Origin of the sequence: Jiangella gansuensis DSM 44835 (genome assembly GCF_000515395.1) — a bacterium.
GTDB lineage: Bacteria > Actinomycetota > Actinomycetes > Jiangellales > Jiangellaceae > Jiangella > Jiangella gansuensis.
Genome location: NZ_KI911782.1, coordinates 4,361,969 through 4,380,266 on the forward strand (window position 1 = coordinate 4,361,969; position 18,298 = coordinate 4,380,266).

Consider the following 18,298-nt stretch of genomic DNA (forward strand, 5'->3'; position numbering starts at 1 on the left):
ATGGTCAGCACCCTGATATCCCACATCGGCGCCGTGGCGAGGGCCCACCCGGACGATCCGGCGCTGATCTACGACGGCGAGACCTGGACCTATGCGCAGTTCTGGTCGCGCACCGAGGAGATGGCCCGAGGACTGCTCGGCCTCGGGCTGAGACCGGGGGAGCCGGTCGGGATCATCGGGCAGAACGAACCGGCCTACATCGCCGCCTACCTGGGCGTCATGCGGGCCGGGCTGGTCGCGGTCCCCATCAACACGATGCTCGACCTCGCGTCGGTCCGCGACCAGCTCGACCTCGTCGGCGTGCGCACGATCCTGGCCGGCCGGGTCCCCGCGGAGCTCCGGGAGGGGCTCGAGGACTCCCACCGGCTCCTGGAGCTGTCCGCGCCGCCGCGCGGGCCGGCCGGCCCGGCGCTGCCCCGGATCGCGCCGTACGCCACCTGTAAGATCATGCTCACGAGCGGCTCGACCGGACGGCCGAAGGGTGTCGAGCACACGCACGGATCGATCTTCCACACGGCGCTGCAGATGACGGCGGCCCTGCCCTTCGACCGCGGCGACCGTGGCCTCGTGTTCCTGCCCCTCTACACCTGCATTCCCGAGCACGTTCTGCCCACTCTGTGCGCCGGTGGCTCGCTGGAGGTCCTACCCGGCTTCGACGTCGAGCGGGTCGCCGACGCTTGCACCCGGGCGACGACGTTCGACGCTGTGCCGACGATCCTCAGCAGGCTGATCGAGCACGCGCCCCTGGAGAAGCTCGCCGGGCTCCGGTGGATCCTGTTCGCCTCCGAGCCGATGCCGGCTCACCTGCTCCGGACGTGGTGGGAGCTGCTGCCCGGGGTGGAGACACACCAGTTCTACGGACTGACCGAACTGGTCCCCGTCACCGTCGCGACGCACGCCATGCTGCGGGCCGAGCCCACAACCGTCGGGCGCGCCTTCCCGACGACTCAGGTGGCGCACGACAGGTTGGAGGGCCACGGCGACGCCGGGGAGATCCTGGCGGCCGCGCCCAGCCGCATGCGCGGCTACTTCGGCGACGCCGCGGCGACGAACGGCGCGCTGACGGCGACGGGCGCGCTACGCACTGGGGACATCGGCCGGGTGGACGACCGTGGGCTGGTCTTCCTGACCGGACGGCTCAAGGACATCATCATCTCGGGCGGCCTCAATGTCGCTCCGGCCGAGATCGAGGCTGCGGCGTTCGGCCACGGAGGCGTCCAGGAGGCCATCGTCGTGGGGATCCCGAGCGATCGGTGGGGCGAGACGCCGGTGGTCGTCGCCGTGCCGAAGTCGGGTAGTGGTCTCACCGCGGAGGGCCTGCTCCGGCACTGTCGCGAGGCGTTGCCGAGCTTCAAGCGTCCGTCGGCGGCCGCGCTGGTGGCGAGCCTGCCGGTCACCGGGATCGGCAAGGGCGACAAGGCGGCGGTGAAGCGGCTGATCGCCGATGGGGGGATCGATCTCGTGGGTGCGTGACGACCTCAGCCCGCGTGAACGGGCGTCGCCGGAGCGGAGGGCGCTTTGCCGAGCGACGGCGGCCCGCCGCGCTTGAGGTCCTGCATGTCGCGGACGACGTCGCTGACCATTCGGATGGACGCGGCGTCGAGCACGTTGCCGAACTCCATGACCTTGACCCGGCCCTCGAGCTGCTCCCGCAGCTCGCCCATGCCGTCGGGGATCACGACGAGGTCGACGCCCTCGAGGTCCTTCTCCTCGATGCCGTCGAGCACTTCGATGTTCTTGATACCGGAGTCGCGCAGCGAGTCCCGGACGGTGATGGCCTGCTCGTCGGTGCGGTACCAGATGCCGACCGTGCCGTTCCTCGCCACGGAGGCGATCTGCACCAGCGTCTGGACGTGCGGTGCGACGACGATGGCGACGATCTCGGTGTTGGGGCGGCGCATGATCGCGCGCACCTCCGCGAGGTGGAAGAATGTCGTGAGGACGAGGTCGGCGCGCTCTTCCTCGGGCTCGAAGGTGCCGAGGACCAGCGGCTTCACCTTGACGCCGATGTTGGCCTCGAGCTCGCTCGCGAAGTACTTGGCGCGGTCGACGTTGCATTCGACGAACGAGACCTTCAACAGGTCGTCCTCGGCGCGCAAGGCCAGGCTCATGACCAGCGACTGGATCTCGGCAGCGGACAGCCCGAGCTCGATGCATTCACGGGTGGCCGCCTCGAGCAGCTGTCTGGCCTGGTCACGAGCCAGCGACCCCTCACGGGCGGGCCCGGGTCCCACAACGATGGTGCCGCTGCGTCCGCGTCCCTCGACCAGGCCGATCTCGCCGAGCTCGGCATAGGCCCGCGCGACGGTGTTGCGGTTGATGTGGAGGTTGTCGGCCAGGAGGCGGGCACTGGGAAGGGCTTGGCCGGGCGCGAGGTCGCCGGTCTCGATCATGAACGACAGCTGCGTGACGATCTGCCGGTAGATGGGCACATCGGAGTGCAGGCTCACCTGAATCTTGTCGACCACTGCTCGCTCTCCCTCTGCGGAAGGACGTATCCGCCCAGCACAAGTACACCACTGTCCGTGGCGTCGAGTCGACCTAACCGGATGAGCTCAACGACCCGAGCGATGGCCAGTCCCTCCATTTGCCATAGATCATAGGGCGAATCGGCCGCCCTCGGGCATCCGCAATGCTCGAGAGGGCCTTGGCGAGGCTGACCGCACACGGGATCGGACATGTCGACGGCGGGGTGACGATCCGCCTTGCCAGGGCGGCAGGCTCGCGGGCTCCATCGACGACCGGCGATCAAGGGCCGCCGGGGCGCGGCATTCACGTGCCCCGCCGGTGGGTCAGTGAGCGTTCCGCTGGGTCCGCCGCACGCCGGTCTGTGACATTTCAACCTAAGGCAATAGACGTGTATCGGCCCGATCGATCAGCTCTCGGTGCCGCGCCGGTCACTTGCGCGGCGGACGGACGGGGCTGGCCCGCCGCAGATGGCGCTAGCTGTATCGGCTCGAAGTCGTGCGGTTTGCCTGATATCGACTGCCCGTCTCGGACTTAGGTTAGACCACTCAACTAGGTCTTGACAGGCATAAGCAATCAGACAATGCTGTGCTCCACGTTACGACATGGGCCAGCTAGACACAGGCCGGAGCGACGAGAACCAGGCTCTTCGCGGAGTCCCGTGAAGGGACGCGGATTCTCTGCCACGACAACCGAATGGTGTTGAGATGTCCGAGACGAACCGTGTTCCCAGGCGCGGACGGCGCCACGTGCAGATCATGTCGTGCGTTCTCGGCGTCACGCTGCTCGCGGCATGCGCCGGCGGCGGTGGCGGCGCCGGCGAGCAGGATCCTGCCAGCGGCGATGCCGGGCCGGCCGAGACAGCCAGGAGCGTGGACCCGGGCAAACCGGTCTCGGACGAACGGATCCCGCACCTGAACGTGGGTCTGGCCGGCAAGGTGACTCTCGTGGATCCGGCGGAGAACATGGAATCGGGTCTCTTCGTCAACCAGCTCGGTCTGGAGCCGTTGCTGCGGATCGACCCGGAGGGTCAGCTGCAGCCGTGGCTGGCCACGGAGTGGGAGCAGGTCAGCGACACCGTCTTCGAGTACACGCTGCGTGAGGGCGTGATGTTCTGGGACGGGACCGAGCTGACGTCGGAGGACGTGAAGTACTCCTGGGATCATCTGCGGGCGCCGGATTCGCGGAGGGCCAACTACTTCGCCACGGTGGACACCATCGAGGCCGTGGACCCGTACACGGTGCGGGTCACGCTGACGCAGCCGGATGCGTCGTGGCAGTTCACGCCCGCGATGTGGTACTCGGTGATCTTCCAGAAGAAGTTCGCCGAGGAGGCCGGAGACTCCTTCGGTCAGCCGGGCACTCTACTGGTGGCGACCGGTCCGTGGAAGTTCGACAGCGTCAACCCGGCCACCGGCATGGAGCTGTCAGCCCACGAGGAGTACTGGGGCGGCAAGCCCCCCGTCGACCGCATCTCGATCAAGGCCTTCGCCGACGACAACAGCATGGCGCTGGCGCTGCGGGCCGGCGAGATCGACATCACCCCGACGGTAGCCGGCCCCACCGGCTTCGACGCCGCCGCCGGCGGTAACTCCGTGACGACGGTGCCGACCTGTGCCAACACGCTGCTCAGCATTCCCACGCAGAGCGAGCCGTGGAACGACGTCCACGTGCGCCGGGCGGTCGCGTACGCGATCAACCCCGACGACATCATCGCGGCGGCCCAGGGCGCCGCGGCCGGACCGGCCGAGCACCTGATCTCCGAGAGGCTGCTCCAGACACTCGGCTCTGACGAGGAGGTCGAAGCGGCGCTGGAGGAGGTCGAGACCTATCCGTTCGACCTGGATGCCGCCGAGGCCGAGCTGGCGCAGTCGTCGGTCCCGGACGGGTTCAGCTACGACCTCACGGTCACCGCTGCTTCTGCCGCGATAGCCGAGGTGATCGCGGCCCAGCTGGGCGAGATCGGCATCGACATCACCGTCGCGGTACTCCAGGACACCGCGTACTACGCCGCCCTCGGCGAGGACGAGAAGCCGTTCACGTTCTTCCAGACCGGTCCCTGCTCGCCGGACCCGAGCTGGGCCGCCCTGTTCATGGACACCGACGCGGCCGGGCAGCCGGTCGGGCTCAACTTCGCCGAGTACGCGCCGCCGGAAGTGACACAGCTGCTCACCGACGGACTGCTGGAGCAGGACCCGCAGGAACGGCTGGGGATCTACGCGGAGGTCCTCACACACCTGGGCGAGGACGTTCCCTACGTGCCGCTCTATGCCGAGGGCAACACCTACGGCTCGATCGACTACGACCTGGTCGAGTTCAGCAGCTTCTGGTCGAACCTGCCCTGGGTGCTGAACCTCGTTCCCAAGTAGTGGGGTTCGTCGCCGGTCGAACGCTTGTGGTCGCGAGAGAGGAGTGAGCGCATGTCCGAAACGACGGGAACCAGGGGATGGCGTGGACGCCGGGCGCGAATCGTGTCCTGTCTGCTCACCACGGCGCTGCTCGCGGCATGTGCGGGGAACGATCCCGCGGGTGAGGGTGGTGCGGCCGGGGGCGGTGAGCGGCCGGCGGACACCGCGCGGACGGTGGATCCGGGCGCACCGGTCTCGGACGAGCACATCGCGCAGCTCAACGTCGGCATTCCCGGCAAGGTGACGCTCGTCGACCCGGCCGACAACATGGAAGCGGGCCTCAACGTCAACCAGCTCGGCCTGGAGCCGCTGCTGCGGATCGACCCGGAGGGCCAGCTGCAGCCGTGGCTGGCCACGGAGTGGGAGCAGGTCAGCGACACCGTCTTCGAGTACACGCTGCGTGAGGGCGTGACGTTCTGGGACGGCACCGAGCTGACCGCGGAGGACGTCAAGTACTCCTGGGACCACCTGCGGGCGCCGGAGAGCAGGCGAGCGACGTACTTCGCCACGGTGGACACCGTCGAGGCCGTCGACACCCACACGGTGCGGGTGACCCTCAAGCAGCCCGACGCGTCCTGGCAGTACACGCCGGCCATGTGGTACTCGGTGATCTTCCAGAAGAAGTTCGCCGAGGAGGCCGGAGAATCCTTCGGCCAGCCGGGCACCCTTTTGGTGGCGACCGGTCCGTGGAAGTTCGACAGCGTCAACCCGGCCAGCGGGATGGAGCTGTCCGCGTACGAGGACTACTGGGGCGGCACACCGCCGATCGACCGGATCTCGGTGAAGTCGTTCGCCGACGACAACAGCATGGCGCTGGCGCTGCGGGCCGGCGAGATCGACATCGCTCCCGCCGTCGGCGGGCCGACCGGCTTCGATGCCGCCGCCGGTGGCAACACGGTGACGACGGTGGAGACCTGCGGCACCGCCAGGATGAGCCTGCCGACGAGGCGGGCGCCGTGGGACGACGTGCACGTGCGCCGGGCGGTCGCACACGCGATCAACCGGGACGACATCGTCGCCGCAGCCCAGGGCGCCGCGGCCGGACCCGCGGTGTACACGATCGCCCCGCAGCTGCTCCAGACGCTCGGCACCGAGGAGGAGGTCCAGGCCGCGCTGGACGAGGTCGAGACGTACCCCCACGACCTGGAGGCCGCCAAGGCCGAGCTGGCCCAGTCGTCGGTCCCGGACGGGTTCAGCTTCGAGCTCACCGTTCCTCCTTCCTCTGCCGCCATCGCCGAAGTGATCGCCGCTCAGCTGGGCGAGATCGGCATCGACATCACCGTCGAGGTCCTCCCGGACACGGCTTGGTACGCCACTCTCCGCGAGGACGTCCGGCCGCTGACGTTCTCCGCGACCGGCGCCTGCACGCCGGACCCGGACTGGGACTCGATCTTCTTCGAAACCGACGAGTCGGGCGAGCCGATCGGGCTGAACATGGCCCAGTACTCCTCGCCGGAGGTCACCGACCTGTGGGCCGAGGGCCTGCTGGAGCAGGACCCGGCGCAGCGGTTGCGGATCTACACGGACCTGCAGAAGCAGGTCGCCGAGGACGTTCCCTACGTGTCCCTGTTCGCCGAGGGGACGACGTACGCCTCCACCACGTACGACATCGTCGAATACAACAGCTACTTCTGGATGAACCTGCCCTGGGCGCTGAACCTGGTGCCGAAATGACGGCGCCGTCCGGATCTCCGGACGCGCGATCCGTTCCTGAAGCAGAAGAAGCCCCTGCCGGATCCGAACCCGTTGCTGTTCACGCGTGGCGTGGTCACAGACGAGGAGAGCACATGCCCGGATCGACGAGGAACAGAGGGTGGCGCCGGGCGCGGGTCGTGTCCTGTCTGCTCGGCGCGGCCGTGCTGGCAGCGTGTGCCGGCAACGGGCCGGCGGACGAGGGCGACCCGTCCGGCAGCGACGGCGAGCACCCCGGGGCCACAGGCAGGACCGTGGACGCCGGGAAGCCGGAATCGGATGAGCCCATCGCGCACGTCACCGTCGGCATAGCGGGCCAGGTGCCGCTGGTCGACCCGGCGCAGAACATCATGTCGGGTCTGTCCGTCAACATCAACGCGCTGGAGCTGCTGCTGCAGGTCGACGCCGAGGGGAACCTCGAGCCGTGGCTCGCGTCGGAGTGGGAGCAGGTCAGCGACACCGTCTACGAGTACACGCTGCGCGAGGGCGTGACGTTCTGGGACGGCACCGAGCTGACGGCTGAGGACGTGAAGTACGCCTGGGACCGGATGTCGCCGTCGGCCGGCGGGACCAGCACGATCTTCGCCGCTGTCGCCGGCATCGAGGCGCCGGACACGTACACGGTCCGGGTCACGTTGCACCAGCCGGACGCGTCGTGGCAGTACGTGCCCGCGATGTTCTACGCGGCCGTCTACCAGAAGGCGCACGCCGAACAGACCGGAGAAGAGTTCGGGCGCCCGGCCACCCTGGCGGTGGGGACCGGCCCGTGGAAGCTCGACAGCCTCAACCCCACGAGCGGGATGGAGCTGTCGGCACACGAGGGCTACTGGGGCGGCAAGCCGCCGATCGACCGGGTCTCGGTCAAGTTCTTCACCGACAACAACAGCATGGCCCTGGCGATGCGGGCCGGTGAGATCGACATCGCTCCAGGAATCGCTCAGCCCGAGGGCTTCGTCGCCGCCGCCGGCACGGCGAGCACCTACACGACGGCCACCTGCGCGACGGCGCTGGTGAGCATGCCGACGCGGACCGAGCCATGGGACGACATCCACGTCCGCCGGGCAGTGGCGCACGCGATCAACCGGGACGACATCATCGCCGCCACCCAGGGGCAGGCGGGGGCGCCGCTGCACACGCTGATCTCCCCACAGCTCTTCGAATCACTCGGGTCCTCCGACGAGGTCGAAGCGGCGCTGGAGGAGGTCGAGACCTATCCGTTCGACGTGGAGGCCGCCGAGGCCGAGCTGGCGCAGTCGTCGGTCCCGGACGGGTTCAGCTACGACCTCACCGTCCCTGGCGCCTACTCCGCCATCGCGCAGGTGATCTCGGCCCAACTGGCCGAGATCGGCATCGACGCCCCGGTCGAGGTCGTCCCGGACACCGCGTGGTACGGGATGATCTCCGAGGGCGACCCGATGTTCACCTTCACCGAGACCGGCGCCTGTACGCCCGACCCGGACTGGGACTCGCTCTTCCTGGACACCGACGACGCGGGTGAGCCGATCGGGCTGAACCTGGCCCAGTACACGCCACCGGAGATCAACGAGCTGCTCACCGAGGGACTGCTGGAGCAGGACCCGGCCGAGCGGTTGCGGATCTACACCGAGCTGTCGAAGCAGGTCGCCGAGGACGTTCCCTACGTGCCGGTGTACGCCGAGGGCAACACCTACGCTTCGGCCGACTACGACATCGTCGAGTACGACAGCTTCTGGATGAGCTTCCCCTGGCTGTTGAACGTGGTGCCGCGATGACGGTGGCCCGGCAAAGGCGCCACGCCATGACGGCGGTCGCTCGGTTCGGCGCCGCGGGCAGCGACAGCGGCATTTACGTCCAGCCGCTGGGCATGGAGGCGCTGCTGTGTGACACGACTCGAGAGGTGATCATGATCAAGCCCCCACGGTCCGGCGCGGTGAGGATGCTGCGATGACCGGCCGCGCCATCCTGCTGATGATCGGCAAACGTCTGGTCGCGTTGGTGGTCCTGGTCGCGATCCTGTCGTTCCTCGTCTTCTCCCTGGTTCACATCGCCCCGGGCACCGCGGTCGACGCCTATCTGGGCGGTAAGCCGGCCACGCCGGAGCTGGTGCAACTGCTGACGGAGCGATACCACCTCGACGAACCGTTCCTCACCCAGTACTGGCTGTGGCTGAAGGACGCGCTGAGGTTCGATTTCGGCGAATCCACGCTGACAACGCTGCCGGTCACCGACGAAATCGGGATCCGGCTGGGCCCATCGGCATTCCTCGCCGTCTACGCCTACGTCCTGACGATGATCCTCGGCGTCGTCCCCGGCATCATCGCCGCGCTGCGCCAGCGGAAGCTGCTCGACCGTGGCCTGGTGGCGGGAGCGGTCGTGGCGCTGAGCACTCCGCCGTTCGTGATGGGGATCCTGCTTCTCTACCTGTTCGCCGTCCTGGTGCCGATCTTCCCGGCCGCCGGCCGCGGCGAGGGGTTCTTCGACCAGCTGTGGCACCTGACCCTGCCGGCGCTGGCCCTCGCCCTGTGCGTCGCGGCGTTCCTCCTGCGGCACACTCGCGCCTCGATGATCAACGTGTTGGATCAGGACTACATCATGTTCGCCCGGGCTCGGGGTCTGAGCTGGGGACACGTGCTGTTCCGGTACGCGTTCCGGAACGCGCTGATCCCCGTGGTGACGGTATCCGGAGCCCTGCTCGCGTTCTTCTTCGCCGGGGCCGTGTTCGTGGAGGCGACCTTCTCCCTGGGCGGCATCGGCGAGCTTCTGGTGCAGTCCGCCCAGACAAGTGACATGCCGATGATCCAGGCCCTGGCGATCCTCATCGCGGTGCTGATCGTGCTGGCCAACCTGCTCGCGGACCTCGCCTACGTGGCGATCGACCCGCGGATCCGCTTCGAAGGGAGGTCGGCATGACAGAAGCAGCTGTCACGGCGCCGCAGCAGCTGACCAGGCGCCGGATGAAGAGCCGTCCGCCGTTCCTGATCGGCCTGTGCCTCGGGTTCATGACTCTGGTCCTGCTCGTGGCACTCTTCGGCGCGGCTCTGGCGCCCCACGACCCGGCCCAGCAGAACGTGCTCGGCAGCCTGGCGCCGCCGAGTGCCGAACACTGGCTCGGCACCGACGGCCTGGGGCGCGACGTGTTCTCCCGGTTGCTGGCCGGAGCGCGGTCCGCGATCATGGGGCCGCTGTTCATCGCCATCGTCGCCATGGTGTGCGGCAACCTGCTCGGACTCCTGGCCGGCTACCGCGCCGGACTCGTCGACTCGCTGTTGATGCGCTGGGTCGACCTGATGGTGGCCATCCCTTCGCTGCTGATCATCATCGTGGTGGCCGGTGCGCTGGGCGGAGGCTACTGGCTCGCCGTCGCGTTGCTGACCATTCTCACAATCCCCACCGACGCCCGCGTCATGCGCGCCGCCACGCTCGAGCAGGTGCCGCGTCCGTACGTCGAGGCGGCGAAGACACTGGGTGTCTCGAACGGCCGGATCATGGTGCGGCACATCTGGCCGAACATCGCCGCGACCGCCGTCGCGAACTCGGTCATCATCTTCGCCGGGTCGCTCGTCGCCATTGCCGGCCTGTCCTTCCTCGGCCTCGGTGCCGAGCCGGGTACCCCCGACTGGGGCCAGATGCTGTCGGAGAACCAGCCCTTGCTGTTCACCAACCCGGTCGCGAGTATCGCGCCGGGCATCGCCATCGCGCTCACCGCCACGGCGGTGAACCTGATCGGCGACTGGGTGTACGAGAAGATGTCGAGGCGAGGAGCAGCCCGTTGAGTCCCCACACCGAGCCCACGCTCACCGCCGACCGTCCCGTCCTCGAGGTCGAAGGGATGCGGATCGAGCGCACCGATATCGGCGCCCCGATCGTCTCCTCGCTGGACCTGCACCTGGCCGCGGGGGAGAGCATCGGGATCGTCGGCGAGTCCGGAAGCGGGAAATCGATGAGCGCGAAGGCCCTCATCGGCCTCCTGCCCGAGGGAGTCGTCGCGAACGGGACCGCCCGATTCGACGGCCAGAACCTCCTCGAGCTGTCCGAACGGCAGTGGCGCAGCATCCGCGGCCGCCAGATCGGCATGATCATGCAGGACCCGTTCACGATGTTGAACCCGGTCATGCGCTGCGGGCGGATCCTGGAGGAGTCGTTGCTCCCCGAACGGCGACTGAGCCGCGCCGAGCGGCGAGCCGAGGCGATACGGCGGCTCGCCGAGGTGGGCATCACCGACGAGTCGGTCGTCGAGCGGTACCCGTTCCAGCTCTCCGGCGGCATGCGCCAGCGCGTCGCGATCGCCGCGGCGCTGGCTCGGGACCCGAAGGTCCTGATCGCGGACGAACCGTCGACCGCGCTGGACGTGGTCACGCAGCGCGAGGTCCTGGCCCTGATCAAGGGGATCCAGGCGGCGCGAGGCATGGCGCTGATCCTCATCACCCACGACCTACGGGTCGCGTTCGCCACCTGCGACCGGATCCAGGTCCTCTACGCGGGATCGCTCGTTGAGACAGGCCGGGCGGACGACGTGCACGAGCGGCCTCTACATCCGTACACGCAGGGACTGTTGCTGTCCGAACCCCCGGCCGACCGCCGGGTGCGCCAGCTCGTCGCCATCCCGGGCTCGGTCCCGTCGGCGGCCGACGTGCAGGACCGCTGCTCCTTTTCGTCCCGGTGCCGCTGGGCCGAGGACGTGTGCCGGGACGGGGTGCCGCCGCTGGCCGAGGTGGGCGAGGACCGCCACTCACGCTGTATCCGGCTGCCGGAGATCAGGGCCGAGATGGCCGCGCTCCTCAGCAAGGGTGAGGAGCGTGCGGTGGTACCGGCCGAGGGCCGCTCCGACGGTGCGCTGATCGATGTCATGAACATCGAGAAGGTCTTCGAGAGCGGGGGTCGCACCGTCACCGCCGTCGACGACGTGTCGATCTCGGTCCGCGAGGGCGAGAGCGTCGGGATCGTCGGTGAATCCGGGTCGGGGAAGACCACCATCGCCCGGATGCTGGTCGGGCTCGAATCGCCGTCCGGCGGCGAGATCGTGATCGACGGCATCCCGGTCCGCAGCTGGAGCGCGTTGACCCCGCGCGACCGCCGCAAGCTCCGGCAGACCGTGCAGACCGTGTTCCAGGATCCCTATTCGAGCCTCAACCCGATGCGGACCATCGGCTGGGCGCTCAAGGAGGCGATCACCACCCATGACCGCGGCGGCGGGAAGGTGGAAGGCCGGATCGCCGAGCTTCTCGAGTCCGTCGGCCTGTCGCCGAGCTACGCCCAGCGGCGTCCGTCGTCGCTGTCCGGCGGCGAGCGGCAACGCGTCGCGATCGCGCGGGCGCTGGCGGTGCAGCCCCGGGTGCTGATCTGCGACGAGCCGGTGTCGGCGCTGGACATGTCGGTCCAGGCGCAGATCCTGAACCTGCTGCAAGAGGTCCGCACCGAACGCGGGATCAGCTGCCTGTTCATCACCCACGACCTGTCCATCGTGCGGCAAGCCTCGGAGTACCTCTACGTCATGCACCACGGCAAGGTCGTCGAGTCCGGGCCGACCGAGTCGGTGCTCGACAACCCGAGCGCTGAGTACACCGCCCAGCTGCTCAACTCCGTCCCGCGCCCGGAGGGCCAGTGGCTTGTCATCGGCGACGCCGACGAGATGGCCGCGACGCGACCCTAGGCATCCCGTACTCCGATCGAATGGAGGAAGCAACGTGATCAACAGTTACGTCGGTGGCGTCATCTACGACGTCATGGCCAACCACGGCATCCCGGGCAACAAGGCGGAGGTGCTGCGCTCCACCTACATTCCGCGGTGGCGGGCGGGTGGTCTCGAGGGTGCCGTGGTGCAGGTCTCGAACTGGCCGTCCATCAACGCCTATTTCGCGGAGATCGACCGGTCCGCGGGCGAGATCACGTACTGCAGGACACGGGCCGACTTCGACAACCGCCCGGAGGGGTCGTTCGGGATCTTCCTCTCTCTGGAGGGCCACGGGTCGTTCGCGGGCGACTTCGAGGCGCTGCACACGCTGTCCGAGCTCGGCGTCACCACCTTCACGTTCTCGCATAACCTGCAGAACCTGCTCTGCACAGGCAGCAACGAGCGCTTCGGCGAGGGCGGGTTCAGCCACCTCGGCAAGCAGACCCTCGAGGAGCTCGAGTCGCTGCCGATGATGATCGACTTGGTCCACATGTCGCGGGCGTCGTTCTGGGACGCGCTCGACCTCTACGACGGCGACCTGTTCGTGTCGCACTCCAACGCCGACGCGCTCTGCCCGCACCCGCGCAACCTGACCGACGACCAGATCAAGGCTGTCGCGGAGCGCAATGGGACGATCGGACTCAACACGTTCCGCGGCTACGTGTCGTCGGAGCCGCTGAAGGCCACGCTTTCCGACCTGCTTGACCATGCGATGTACATGTACGACATGGTTGGTCCGGAGCACCTCAGCATCGGGGCCGACTACTGCGAGTCGCCCGTCGAGATGCTACTGCCCGTGCTGGACATGATCGACCCCGACGGCGCCCACGGCATCAAGGGTCGCGGCCGCGAGCTGTACACGTACGGCCCAGAGGGCCTGGAGGACGCCAGCAACCTCGGCGCGATCGCCACCGGCCTCGCCGAGCGCGGTCTGACCCCCGACGAGGTCGACCTGGTCTGCGGGGAGTCCTACCTGCGGATGCTCGAGCGGTCCCGCCCGTCGAAGCCCTGATGCCGAGGCAGCGGGCAGTCGCCGCAGTAGGCGCCGGGTCGGGCACGGTAGAACAGGCAGCAGCTTCGCCGCCGCGACGTGCCCGGCTCCAGCCGGCCGGCCAGCAGTGGGTGGGCGAGCGCCTCCTCGGCCAGCGACATCGCCGCGGGGCCAAGGACGGTTCCCGCGCCACGCAGGGCCGACGCGGCGTTGCCCCACAGGGCGCCGGGAGCGATCCAGCGGCTCCAGGCGCGTACCAGCGGTGTCAACTGCCGGTCGATCACCTCCTCGGCGGGCGTCGCTCCGAGGCGCGGCGTGCGGCAGTGCAGCGTCAGCGAGCCCCTGAAGCTGGACCAACCCAGGGCGTCGGGGTCGAGGTCGAGACCGCGGCCGGTGAGCTCGGCGGTGCCGATGGCCAAACACCACAGGCGGGAGGCGAAGCCGAGGAAGAGGGTCGAGACCGCGACGCGGGCCTCGGCGGCGCCGATGCGCCCGCCCACCTCGGCGATCAGCGCGACGGTGACGTCCGGATCAAGCAGGTCCGCGGTGGGACGGCCGCCGGCCTCGGCGCCGACGCGCACGAGGTAGTGCGGCGTGCGGTCGCGGACCCACCGTATCGCGTCCTCCGTTTCGCCCATGTGTGGTCCCTTTCAACCGCTGTGCTAGCTCGATAGTAAGCACACGCTATTGACTGCATATTGACATAGTCGTACAGTCCGAACACCGCCGATCTCTGGGAGACATCGATGCCGGACGCCGTGACCAAAGAGTCCACCGCCACCGAGGCCGACAAGGTCGCGGACACGAAACCGCTGGAGGACCAGCAGTTCGTCACCCAGCACGCCGTGACCATCGGCGGCGAGCGGATCCAGTACACGGCCAAGACCGGTCGCATGGTCATGCACGACGATGACGAGCAGAGCAAGCCGAAGGTCGCCATTTTCTACACCGCCTACCTGCGTGACGGGGCGCCGTCGACCCAGAAGCGGCCGCTGGTTTTCGTGTGGAACGGCGGCCCGGGATCGTCGACGATCTGGCTGCACATGTACAGCTACGGCCCGCGCCGCGTCGTGTTCGAGGGCGACCCGCTCGTCGACGTCTCGCGCTGGGAGCTGCGGGAGAACGAGCACTCGCTCCTGGACGTGGCCGACCTGGTGTTCCTCGACCCGCCGAGCACCGGCTTCAGTCGGACCGCCCCAGGCGTGGATCCCAAGGAGTTCTACGGGATCGAGGTCGACGCCGCCGTGGTCGGGGACTTCGTGCTGGAGTTCATCGCGCGTGAGCGCCGCGGCGACAGCCCGATCGTGCTGTTCGGCGAGAGCTACGGGACCCTGCGGGCCCCGGCCGTGGCCGACTACCTGCAGCAGGTGCCGGGGTTGTTCGTCGACGGCGTCATCCTGCTGTCCTCGCTCATGGATGTCGCGGGAACGACCTTCGGCGTCGGCGTCAACAACGGCCCGGTCGGCCAGCTCCCCAGCTACGCCGCGACCGCCCTGTACCACGGCGTCATTGCCGGCGACCTGACGACCGTCGTCGCGGAGGCCGAGGACTTCGCCCTGAACGAGTACTCGGTGGCCCTGCTGAAGGGCAGCCGGCTCACCGCCGCGGAGGAGCAACGCATCGCCAACCGGCTCTCCGAGCTGACCGGCATCTCGGCCGAGTACTTCCTCCGGGCGAACCTGCGGGTGACCCTCTGGCGGTTCATGAAGGAACTACTGCGCGATCGGGCACGCACCGTCGGCCGGCTCGACACCCGCTTCACCGGCATCGACTCCGACTCTGCCGGCGAGGCATTCGAGAACGACCCCAGCTACACGGCGCCTACCGGCGCGGCGACGGCCGCGCTGACCAAGTACCTGCGGGCCGATCTCGGCTGGGAGGCCGACCGGCCGCTGCTGTACCGGCACATCCGGCCGCGCTTCGAGTGGAAGCACCGCGAGAGCGAGCAGATGGGCATCTGGACGCCCCAGCTCGAGGTCGCCACGCTGCTGCGCGGAGCGATGTACCGCTCACCCCACCTCAAGGTGCTCCTGCTCAGCGGCTACTACGACCTCGGCACACCGTTCTTCCCGGCCGAGCTGACGTTCGACCACCTGCACCTGCATCCGGACGTGGCACGCAACGTCACCAAGAAGCGCTACGAGTCCGGGCACATGATCTACCTGCACGAGCCGTCCCTGGCCCAGACGCGTGCCGATCTGGTGGAGTTCCTCACCTCCGTCCGGACGGGCATCGGTGCATGACGGCCGGGCCACTGTCCGCGGCGGATGTGTTCGCTCCGGCCCGGGCGTTCAACTGGCTCCGCACCGACGGCGACGCCCTGCTGTGGACCGAGGCCCGGCCGGCGGAGGGGCGCACCGTCGTGGTCCGCTGGGCGCCGGGCGCGGCCCCGGTCGACCTCACCCCACCGGGGCGGTCGAGCAGCAACATCGTCGGCTACGGCGGCATCCCGTACGGCGTCGCGCCCGACGGCGAGGTGCTGCTGTGCGACAGCGAGGACCAGCGCATCCACAGCGTGCGGCGCGGCGTCGCGGTGACACCGGAGGCGCTGGGCAAGACCGTGCGGTGGAGCGACTTCGTGCTGAGCGGCGAGCACGTCTACGCCGTCCGGGAGCAGCACTACGAGGACGGCCGCATCGCCAACGAGCTGGTGCGGCTCCGCCTGGACGGCGCGGACGACCCGGTCGTCCTCGACGGCGGCCACGACTTCGTGGGCTCGCCGCGGGTGTCGTCCGACGGGACCAGGATCGCCTGGATCACCTGGGACCACCCGCAGATGCCGTGGGACGGCACGCAGCTGTGGACCGCCGAGCTCACGTCCGCGGGCATCGTCACGGCGACCCGCGTCGCGGGCTCTGCGGACGAGTCCGTCCTGGAGCCCACCTGGACGCCGGACGGCGACCTGCTCTTCCTCAGCGACCGCACCGGCTGGTGGAACCTCTACGGGGCCAGCGCCGGCGAAGCGCTGGTCGCTATGGAGGCCGACATGGGCGGCCCGGTGTGGTTCCTGGGCCTGCGCAGCCTCGACGTCTTCGCCGACGGGCGGCTGGTGGTGAAGTGGACCATCGACGGTGTCGAGCACCTCGGCGTCCGGCACCCCGACGGCCGGCTGGACGAGATCGCGACGCCGTACACGCAGTTCGTCTCGCCGACCGTCGTCGGCGACCGGATCGCCGTCATCGCCGCCGGGTACCGGGACGCTCCCGCGGTGGTCCTGCTCGACCCGGCCACTGGCGGCGCGGGCGAGGTGGTGCGCGACAACGGCACCGTTGCGCCCGAGACCGTCGCGGTGCCGGAGGCGATCACCTATCCGACGACCGACGGTGCGGTGGCGCACGCCTTCTGGTACCCGCCGACGGTGCCGGTCGACGGCCCGCCGCCGCTGATCGTCAACTGCCACGGCGGCCCCACCGGCCACGTCGTGCCCGTGCTCGACCTGCGGCAGCAGTACTGGACCAGCCGCGGGTACGGCTACCTGGAGCTCAACTTCCGCGGCAGCAGCGGCTACGGACGCGCCTACCGCGACGCCCTCAAGGGCCATTGGGGCGTCGTCGACGTCGACGACGCCGTGGCGGGAGCCGAGTACCTCGTGGCCAGGGGGCTGGCAGACAGATCCCGGCTGGTGATCCGCGGCCTCAGCGGCGGTGGCTGGCTGACGCTGTGCGCCATGGCCTTCCGCGACGTGTTCGCGGCCGGCGGCAGCATGAACGGCGTCGCCGACGCGTACAAGATGGCGACGGACACGCACAAGTTCGAGTCCCGCTACCTCGACTCTCTGATCGGCCCATTGCCGCAGGCGAAGGACCTCTACGCCGAGCGCTCGCCGGTCACGGCGGCCGAACACATCACCGCGCCGCTGATCCTCCTGCAGGGAGAGGCCGACAACGTCGTCCCCGCCGACCAGGCCGAGGCGATCGCCGTCGTGCTGCGCGAGCGTGGCGTCGAGCACGAGCACCACGTCTACGCGGGCGAGGGCCACCTGTTCGCGAAGGCCGAGAACCTCGTCCACGCCCTCGAGGCCGAGCGTGACTTCTACGCCCGCGTCCTGGCCGCGGTGGACTCGTCAGCGCCAGAAGGAGGAGCGAGATGATCAACATCTACGTCGGCCCCACCATCGCGCACGTGATGGAGGGGCACCGGGCCGACCGGCACGCTCAGATCCTGCGCGAGAACTATCTGGAGTCGTGGCGGGCCGGCGGCCTGACCGGGGCCATCATGCAGATCTCCGACTGGAGCACGATCGGCATGCTCCTGTCGGAGGCGCGCCGGTCCGAGGGCGAGATCACGTTCTGCACGTCCCGGGCCGACTTCGAGAACCGTCCCGAGGGGTCGTTCGGCCTCTTCATCTCGTTCGAGGGCTACGGCGCGCTGGTCGGTGACTTCGAGGCCCTCGAGACCATGTCCGAGCTAGGCGTCACCACGTTCACGTTCTCGCACAACATGCAGAACCTGCTGTGCACCGGCTGCAACGAGCGCTTCGGCGAGGGGGGGTTCAGCCATCTCGGCAAGCAGGTGCTCAAAGAGCTGGAGTCGCTGCCGCTCATGGTGGACCTCGTGCACATGTCGCGGGCGTCGTTCTGGGACGCGCTGGACATCTACGACGGCGATGTCTTCGTCTCCCACGCCAACGCCGACGCGGTTTCTCCGCACCGGCGCAACCTGACCGACGAGCAGATCAAGGCCGTCGCCGCGCGCAACGGCGTCATCGGCATCACCACCTACCGCGGCTACGTCACAGAGGACCCCTACCAGGCGACCCTCGCTGACGTGCTCGATCACGCGATGCACATCTACGACCTGGTCGGGGCCGAGCACCTGGCGATCGGGGCGGACTACTCCGGGTCGCCCATGGAGATGATCGCGGCCGGACTCAAGTCGGCCGACCCGGACAACGCCTACGGGCTGAACGAGGTCGGCCCGGACGTCTATGCCGTGGGGCCAACTGGGATGGAGGACGCCAGCCGCCTGAACAACCTCGTCGAGGGGCTGCGCGAACGCGGTCTCGACCAGGCCGAGCTCGACCTCGTCACCAGCGGGTCCTACCTCGCGATGCTGGAGCGCGCCCGGCCCGAGACGGCGAGGTGAGCACGT

14 protein-coding genes are annotated in these 18,298 nt (G+C 68.9%); 12 read left to right on the plus strand and 2 right to left on the minus strand.

What is annotated here, in order from left to right; all coding sequences use genetic code 11:
* Entirely contained in the window at positions 1–1,473 is a 1,473-nt protein-coding gene (locus JIAGA_RS0120510) for a class I adenylate-forming enzyme family protein (protein WP_026877103.1), read from the plus strand.
* A gap of 5 nt (positions 1,474–1,478) precedes the next feature.
* On the opposite strand, the gene JIAGA_RS31270 is transcribed toward JIAGA_RS0120510, so the two are convergent.
* Entirely contained in the window at positions 1,479–2,468 is a 990-nt protein-coding gene (locus JIAGA_RS31270) for a GntR family transcriptional regulator (protein ID WP_051426322.1), read from the minus strand.
* A 705-nt stretch (positions 2,469–3,173) separates the two neighbouring features.
* On the opposite strand from JIAGA_RS31270, the gene JIAGA_RS0120520 reads away from it, so the two are divergent.
* From JIAGA_RS0120520 to JIAGA_RS0120555, 8 genes are all read left to right on the plus strand, one after another.
* A complete protein-coding gene (locus tag JIAGA_RS0120520) occupies positions 3,174–4,835 on the plus strand; it encodes an ABC transporter substrate-binding protein (protein WP_084469855.1) in 1,662 nt (553 codons plus the stop codon).
* 51 nt (positions 4,836–4,886) lie between these two features.
* Complete coding sequence (locus JIAGA_RS0120525; protein WP_084469857.1) at positions 4,887–6,548, plus strand: ABC transporter substrate-binding protein; 1,662 nt, start codon at positions 4,887–4,889, stop codon at positions 6,546–6,548.
* A gap of 113 nt (positions 6,549–6,661) precedes the next feature.
* Complete coding sequence (locus JIAGA_RS0120530) at positions 6,662–8,317, plus strand: ABC transporter substrate-binding protein (protein ID WP_169738905.1); 1,656 nt, start codon at positions 6,662–6,664, stop codon at positions 8,315–8,317.
* 26 nt (positions 8,318–8,343) lie between these two features.
* Positions 8,344–8,493 (plus strand): hypothetical protein, encoded by a 150-nt coding sequence (locus JIAGA_RS0120535; RefSeq protein WP_157553357.1) that lies wholly within the window; start codon positions 8,344–8,346, stop codon positions 8,491–8,493.
* Entirely contained in the window at positions 8,490–9,455 is a 966-nt protein-coding gene (locus tag JIAGA_RS0120540) for an ABC transporter permease (protein ID WP_026877108.1), read from the plus strand. The genes JIAGA_RS0120535 and JIAGA_RS0120540 overlap by 4 nt, the downstream gene beginning before the upstream one ends.
* A complete protein-coding gene (locus JIAGA_RS0120545; protein ID WP_211239753.1) occupies positions 9,452–10,318 on the plus strand; it encodes an ABC transporter permease in 867 nt (288 codons plus the stop codon). The genes JIAGA_RS0120540 and JIAGA_RS0120545 overlap by 4 nt, the downstream gene beginning before the upstream one ends.
* Complete coding sequence (locus tag JIAGA_RS31275) at positions 10,315–12,195, plus strand: dipeptide ABC transporter ATP-binding protein (RefSeq protein ID WP_211239754.1); 1,881 nt, start codon at positions 10,315–10,317, stop codon at positions 12,193–12,195. Before JIAGA_RS0120545 ends, JIAGA_RS31275 begins: the two co-directional genes overlap by 4 nt.
* Positions 12,196–12,229: 34 nt before the next feature.
* Positions 12,230–13,228 (plus strand): dipeptidase, encoded by a 999-nt coding sequence (locus JIAGA_RS0120555; protein WP_026877110.1) that lies wholly within the window; start codon positions 12,230–12,232, stop codon positions 13,226–13,228.
* Here the strand turns inward: JIAGA_RS0120555 and JIAGA_RS31280 are convergent.
* Positions 13,186–13,845, minus strand: a complete 660-nt coding sequence (locus tag JIAGA_RS31280) for a (2Fe-2S)-binding protein (RefSeq protein ID WP_051426324.1) — start codon at positions 13,843–13,845, stop codon at positions 13,186–13,188. The genes JIAGA_RS0120555 and JIAGA_RS31280 overlap by 43 nt on opposite strands.
* A gap of 108 nt (positions 13,846–13,953) precedes the next feature.
* On the opposite strand from JIAGA_RS31280, the gene JIAGA_RS31285 reads away from it, so the two are divergent.
* The 3 genes from JIAGA_RS31285 to JIAGA_RS33370 are packed head-to-tail and all read left to right on the plus strand — an operon-like array spanning position 13,954 to position 18,292.
* Complete coding sequence (locus JIAGA_RS31285; protein WP_051426325.1) at positions 13,954–15,450, plus strand: S10 family peptidase; 1,497 nt, start codon at positions 13,954–13,956, stop codon at positions 15,448–15,450.
* Positions 15,447–17,297: a S9 family peptidase gene (locus tag JIAGA_RS31290; protein ID WP_051426326.1), complete on the plus strand. Its 1,851-nt coding sequence runs from the start codon at positions 15,447–15,449 to the stop codon at positions 17,295–17,297. The genes JIAGA_RS31285 and JIAGA_RS31290 overlap by 4 nt, the downstream gene beginning before the upstream one ends.
* Positions 17,294–18,292 carry a dipeptidase gene (locus JIAGA_RS33370; protein WP_026877111.1) on the plus strand — a complete coding sequence of 333 codons (999 nt, stop codon included), beginning with the start codon at positions 17,294–17,296 and terminating at the stop codon, positions 18,290–18,292. Before JIAGA_RS31290 ends, JIAGA_RS33370 begins: the two co-directional genes overlap by 4 nt.
* Positions 18,293–18,298: the final 6 nt, after the last annotated feature.

What these genes read in the sequence shown, in the direction of transcription:
- JIAGA_RS0120545 (WP_211239753.1), top strand. Translation starts at nt 9,452, where the DNA reads ATGACAGAAGCAGCTGTCACGGCGCCGCAGCAGCTGACCAGGCGCCGG.
- JIAGA_RS0120535 (WP_157553357.1), top strand. Translation starts at nt 8,344, where the DNA reads ATGACGGCGGTCGCTCGGTTCGGCGCCGCGGGCAGCGACAGCGGCATT.
- JIAGA_RS31285 (WP_051426325.1), top strand. Translation starts at nt 13,954, where the DNA reads ATGCCGGACGCCGTGACCAAAGAGTCCACCGCCACCGAGGCCGACAAG.
- JIAGA_RS0120510 (WP_026877103.1), top strand. Translation starts at nt 1, where the DNA reads ATGGTCAGCACCCTGATATCCCACATCGGCGCCGTGGCGAGGGCCCAC.
- JIAGA_RS0120525 (WP_084469857.1), top strand. Translation starts at nt 4,887, where the DNA reads ATGTCCGAAACGACGGGAACCAGGGGATGGCGTGGACGCCGGGCGCGA.
- JIAGA_RS0120540 (WP_026877108.1), top strand. Translation starts at nt 8,490, where the DNA reads ATGACCGGCCGCGCCATCCTGCTGATGATCGGCAAACGTCTGGTCGCG.
- JIAGA_RS31280 (WP_051426324.1), bottom strand. Translation starts at nt 13,845, where the DNA reads ATGGGCGAAACGGAGGACGCGATACGGTGGGTCCGCGACCGCACGCCG.
- JIAGA_RS0120530 (WP_169738905.1), top strand. Translation starts at nt 6,662, where the DNA reads ATGCCCGGATCGACGAGGAACAGAGGGTGGCGCCGGGCGCGGGTCGTG.
- JIAGA_RS0120520 (WP_084469855.1), top strand. Translation starts at nt 3,174, where the DNA reads ATGTCCGAGACGAACCGTGTTCCCAGGCGCGGACGGCGCCACGTGCAG.
- JIAGA_RS33370 (WP_026877111.1), top strand. Translation starts at nt 17,294, where the DNA reads ATGATCAACATCTACGTCGGCCCCACCATCGCGCACGTGATGGAGGGG.
- JIAGA_RS31290 (WP_051426326.1), top strand. Translation starts at nt 15,447, where the DNA reads ATGACGGCCGGGCCACTGTCCGCGGCGGATGTGTTCGCTCCGGCCCGG.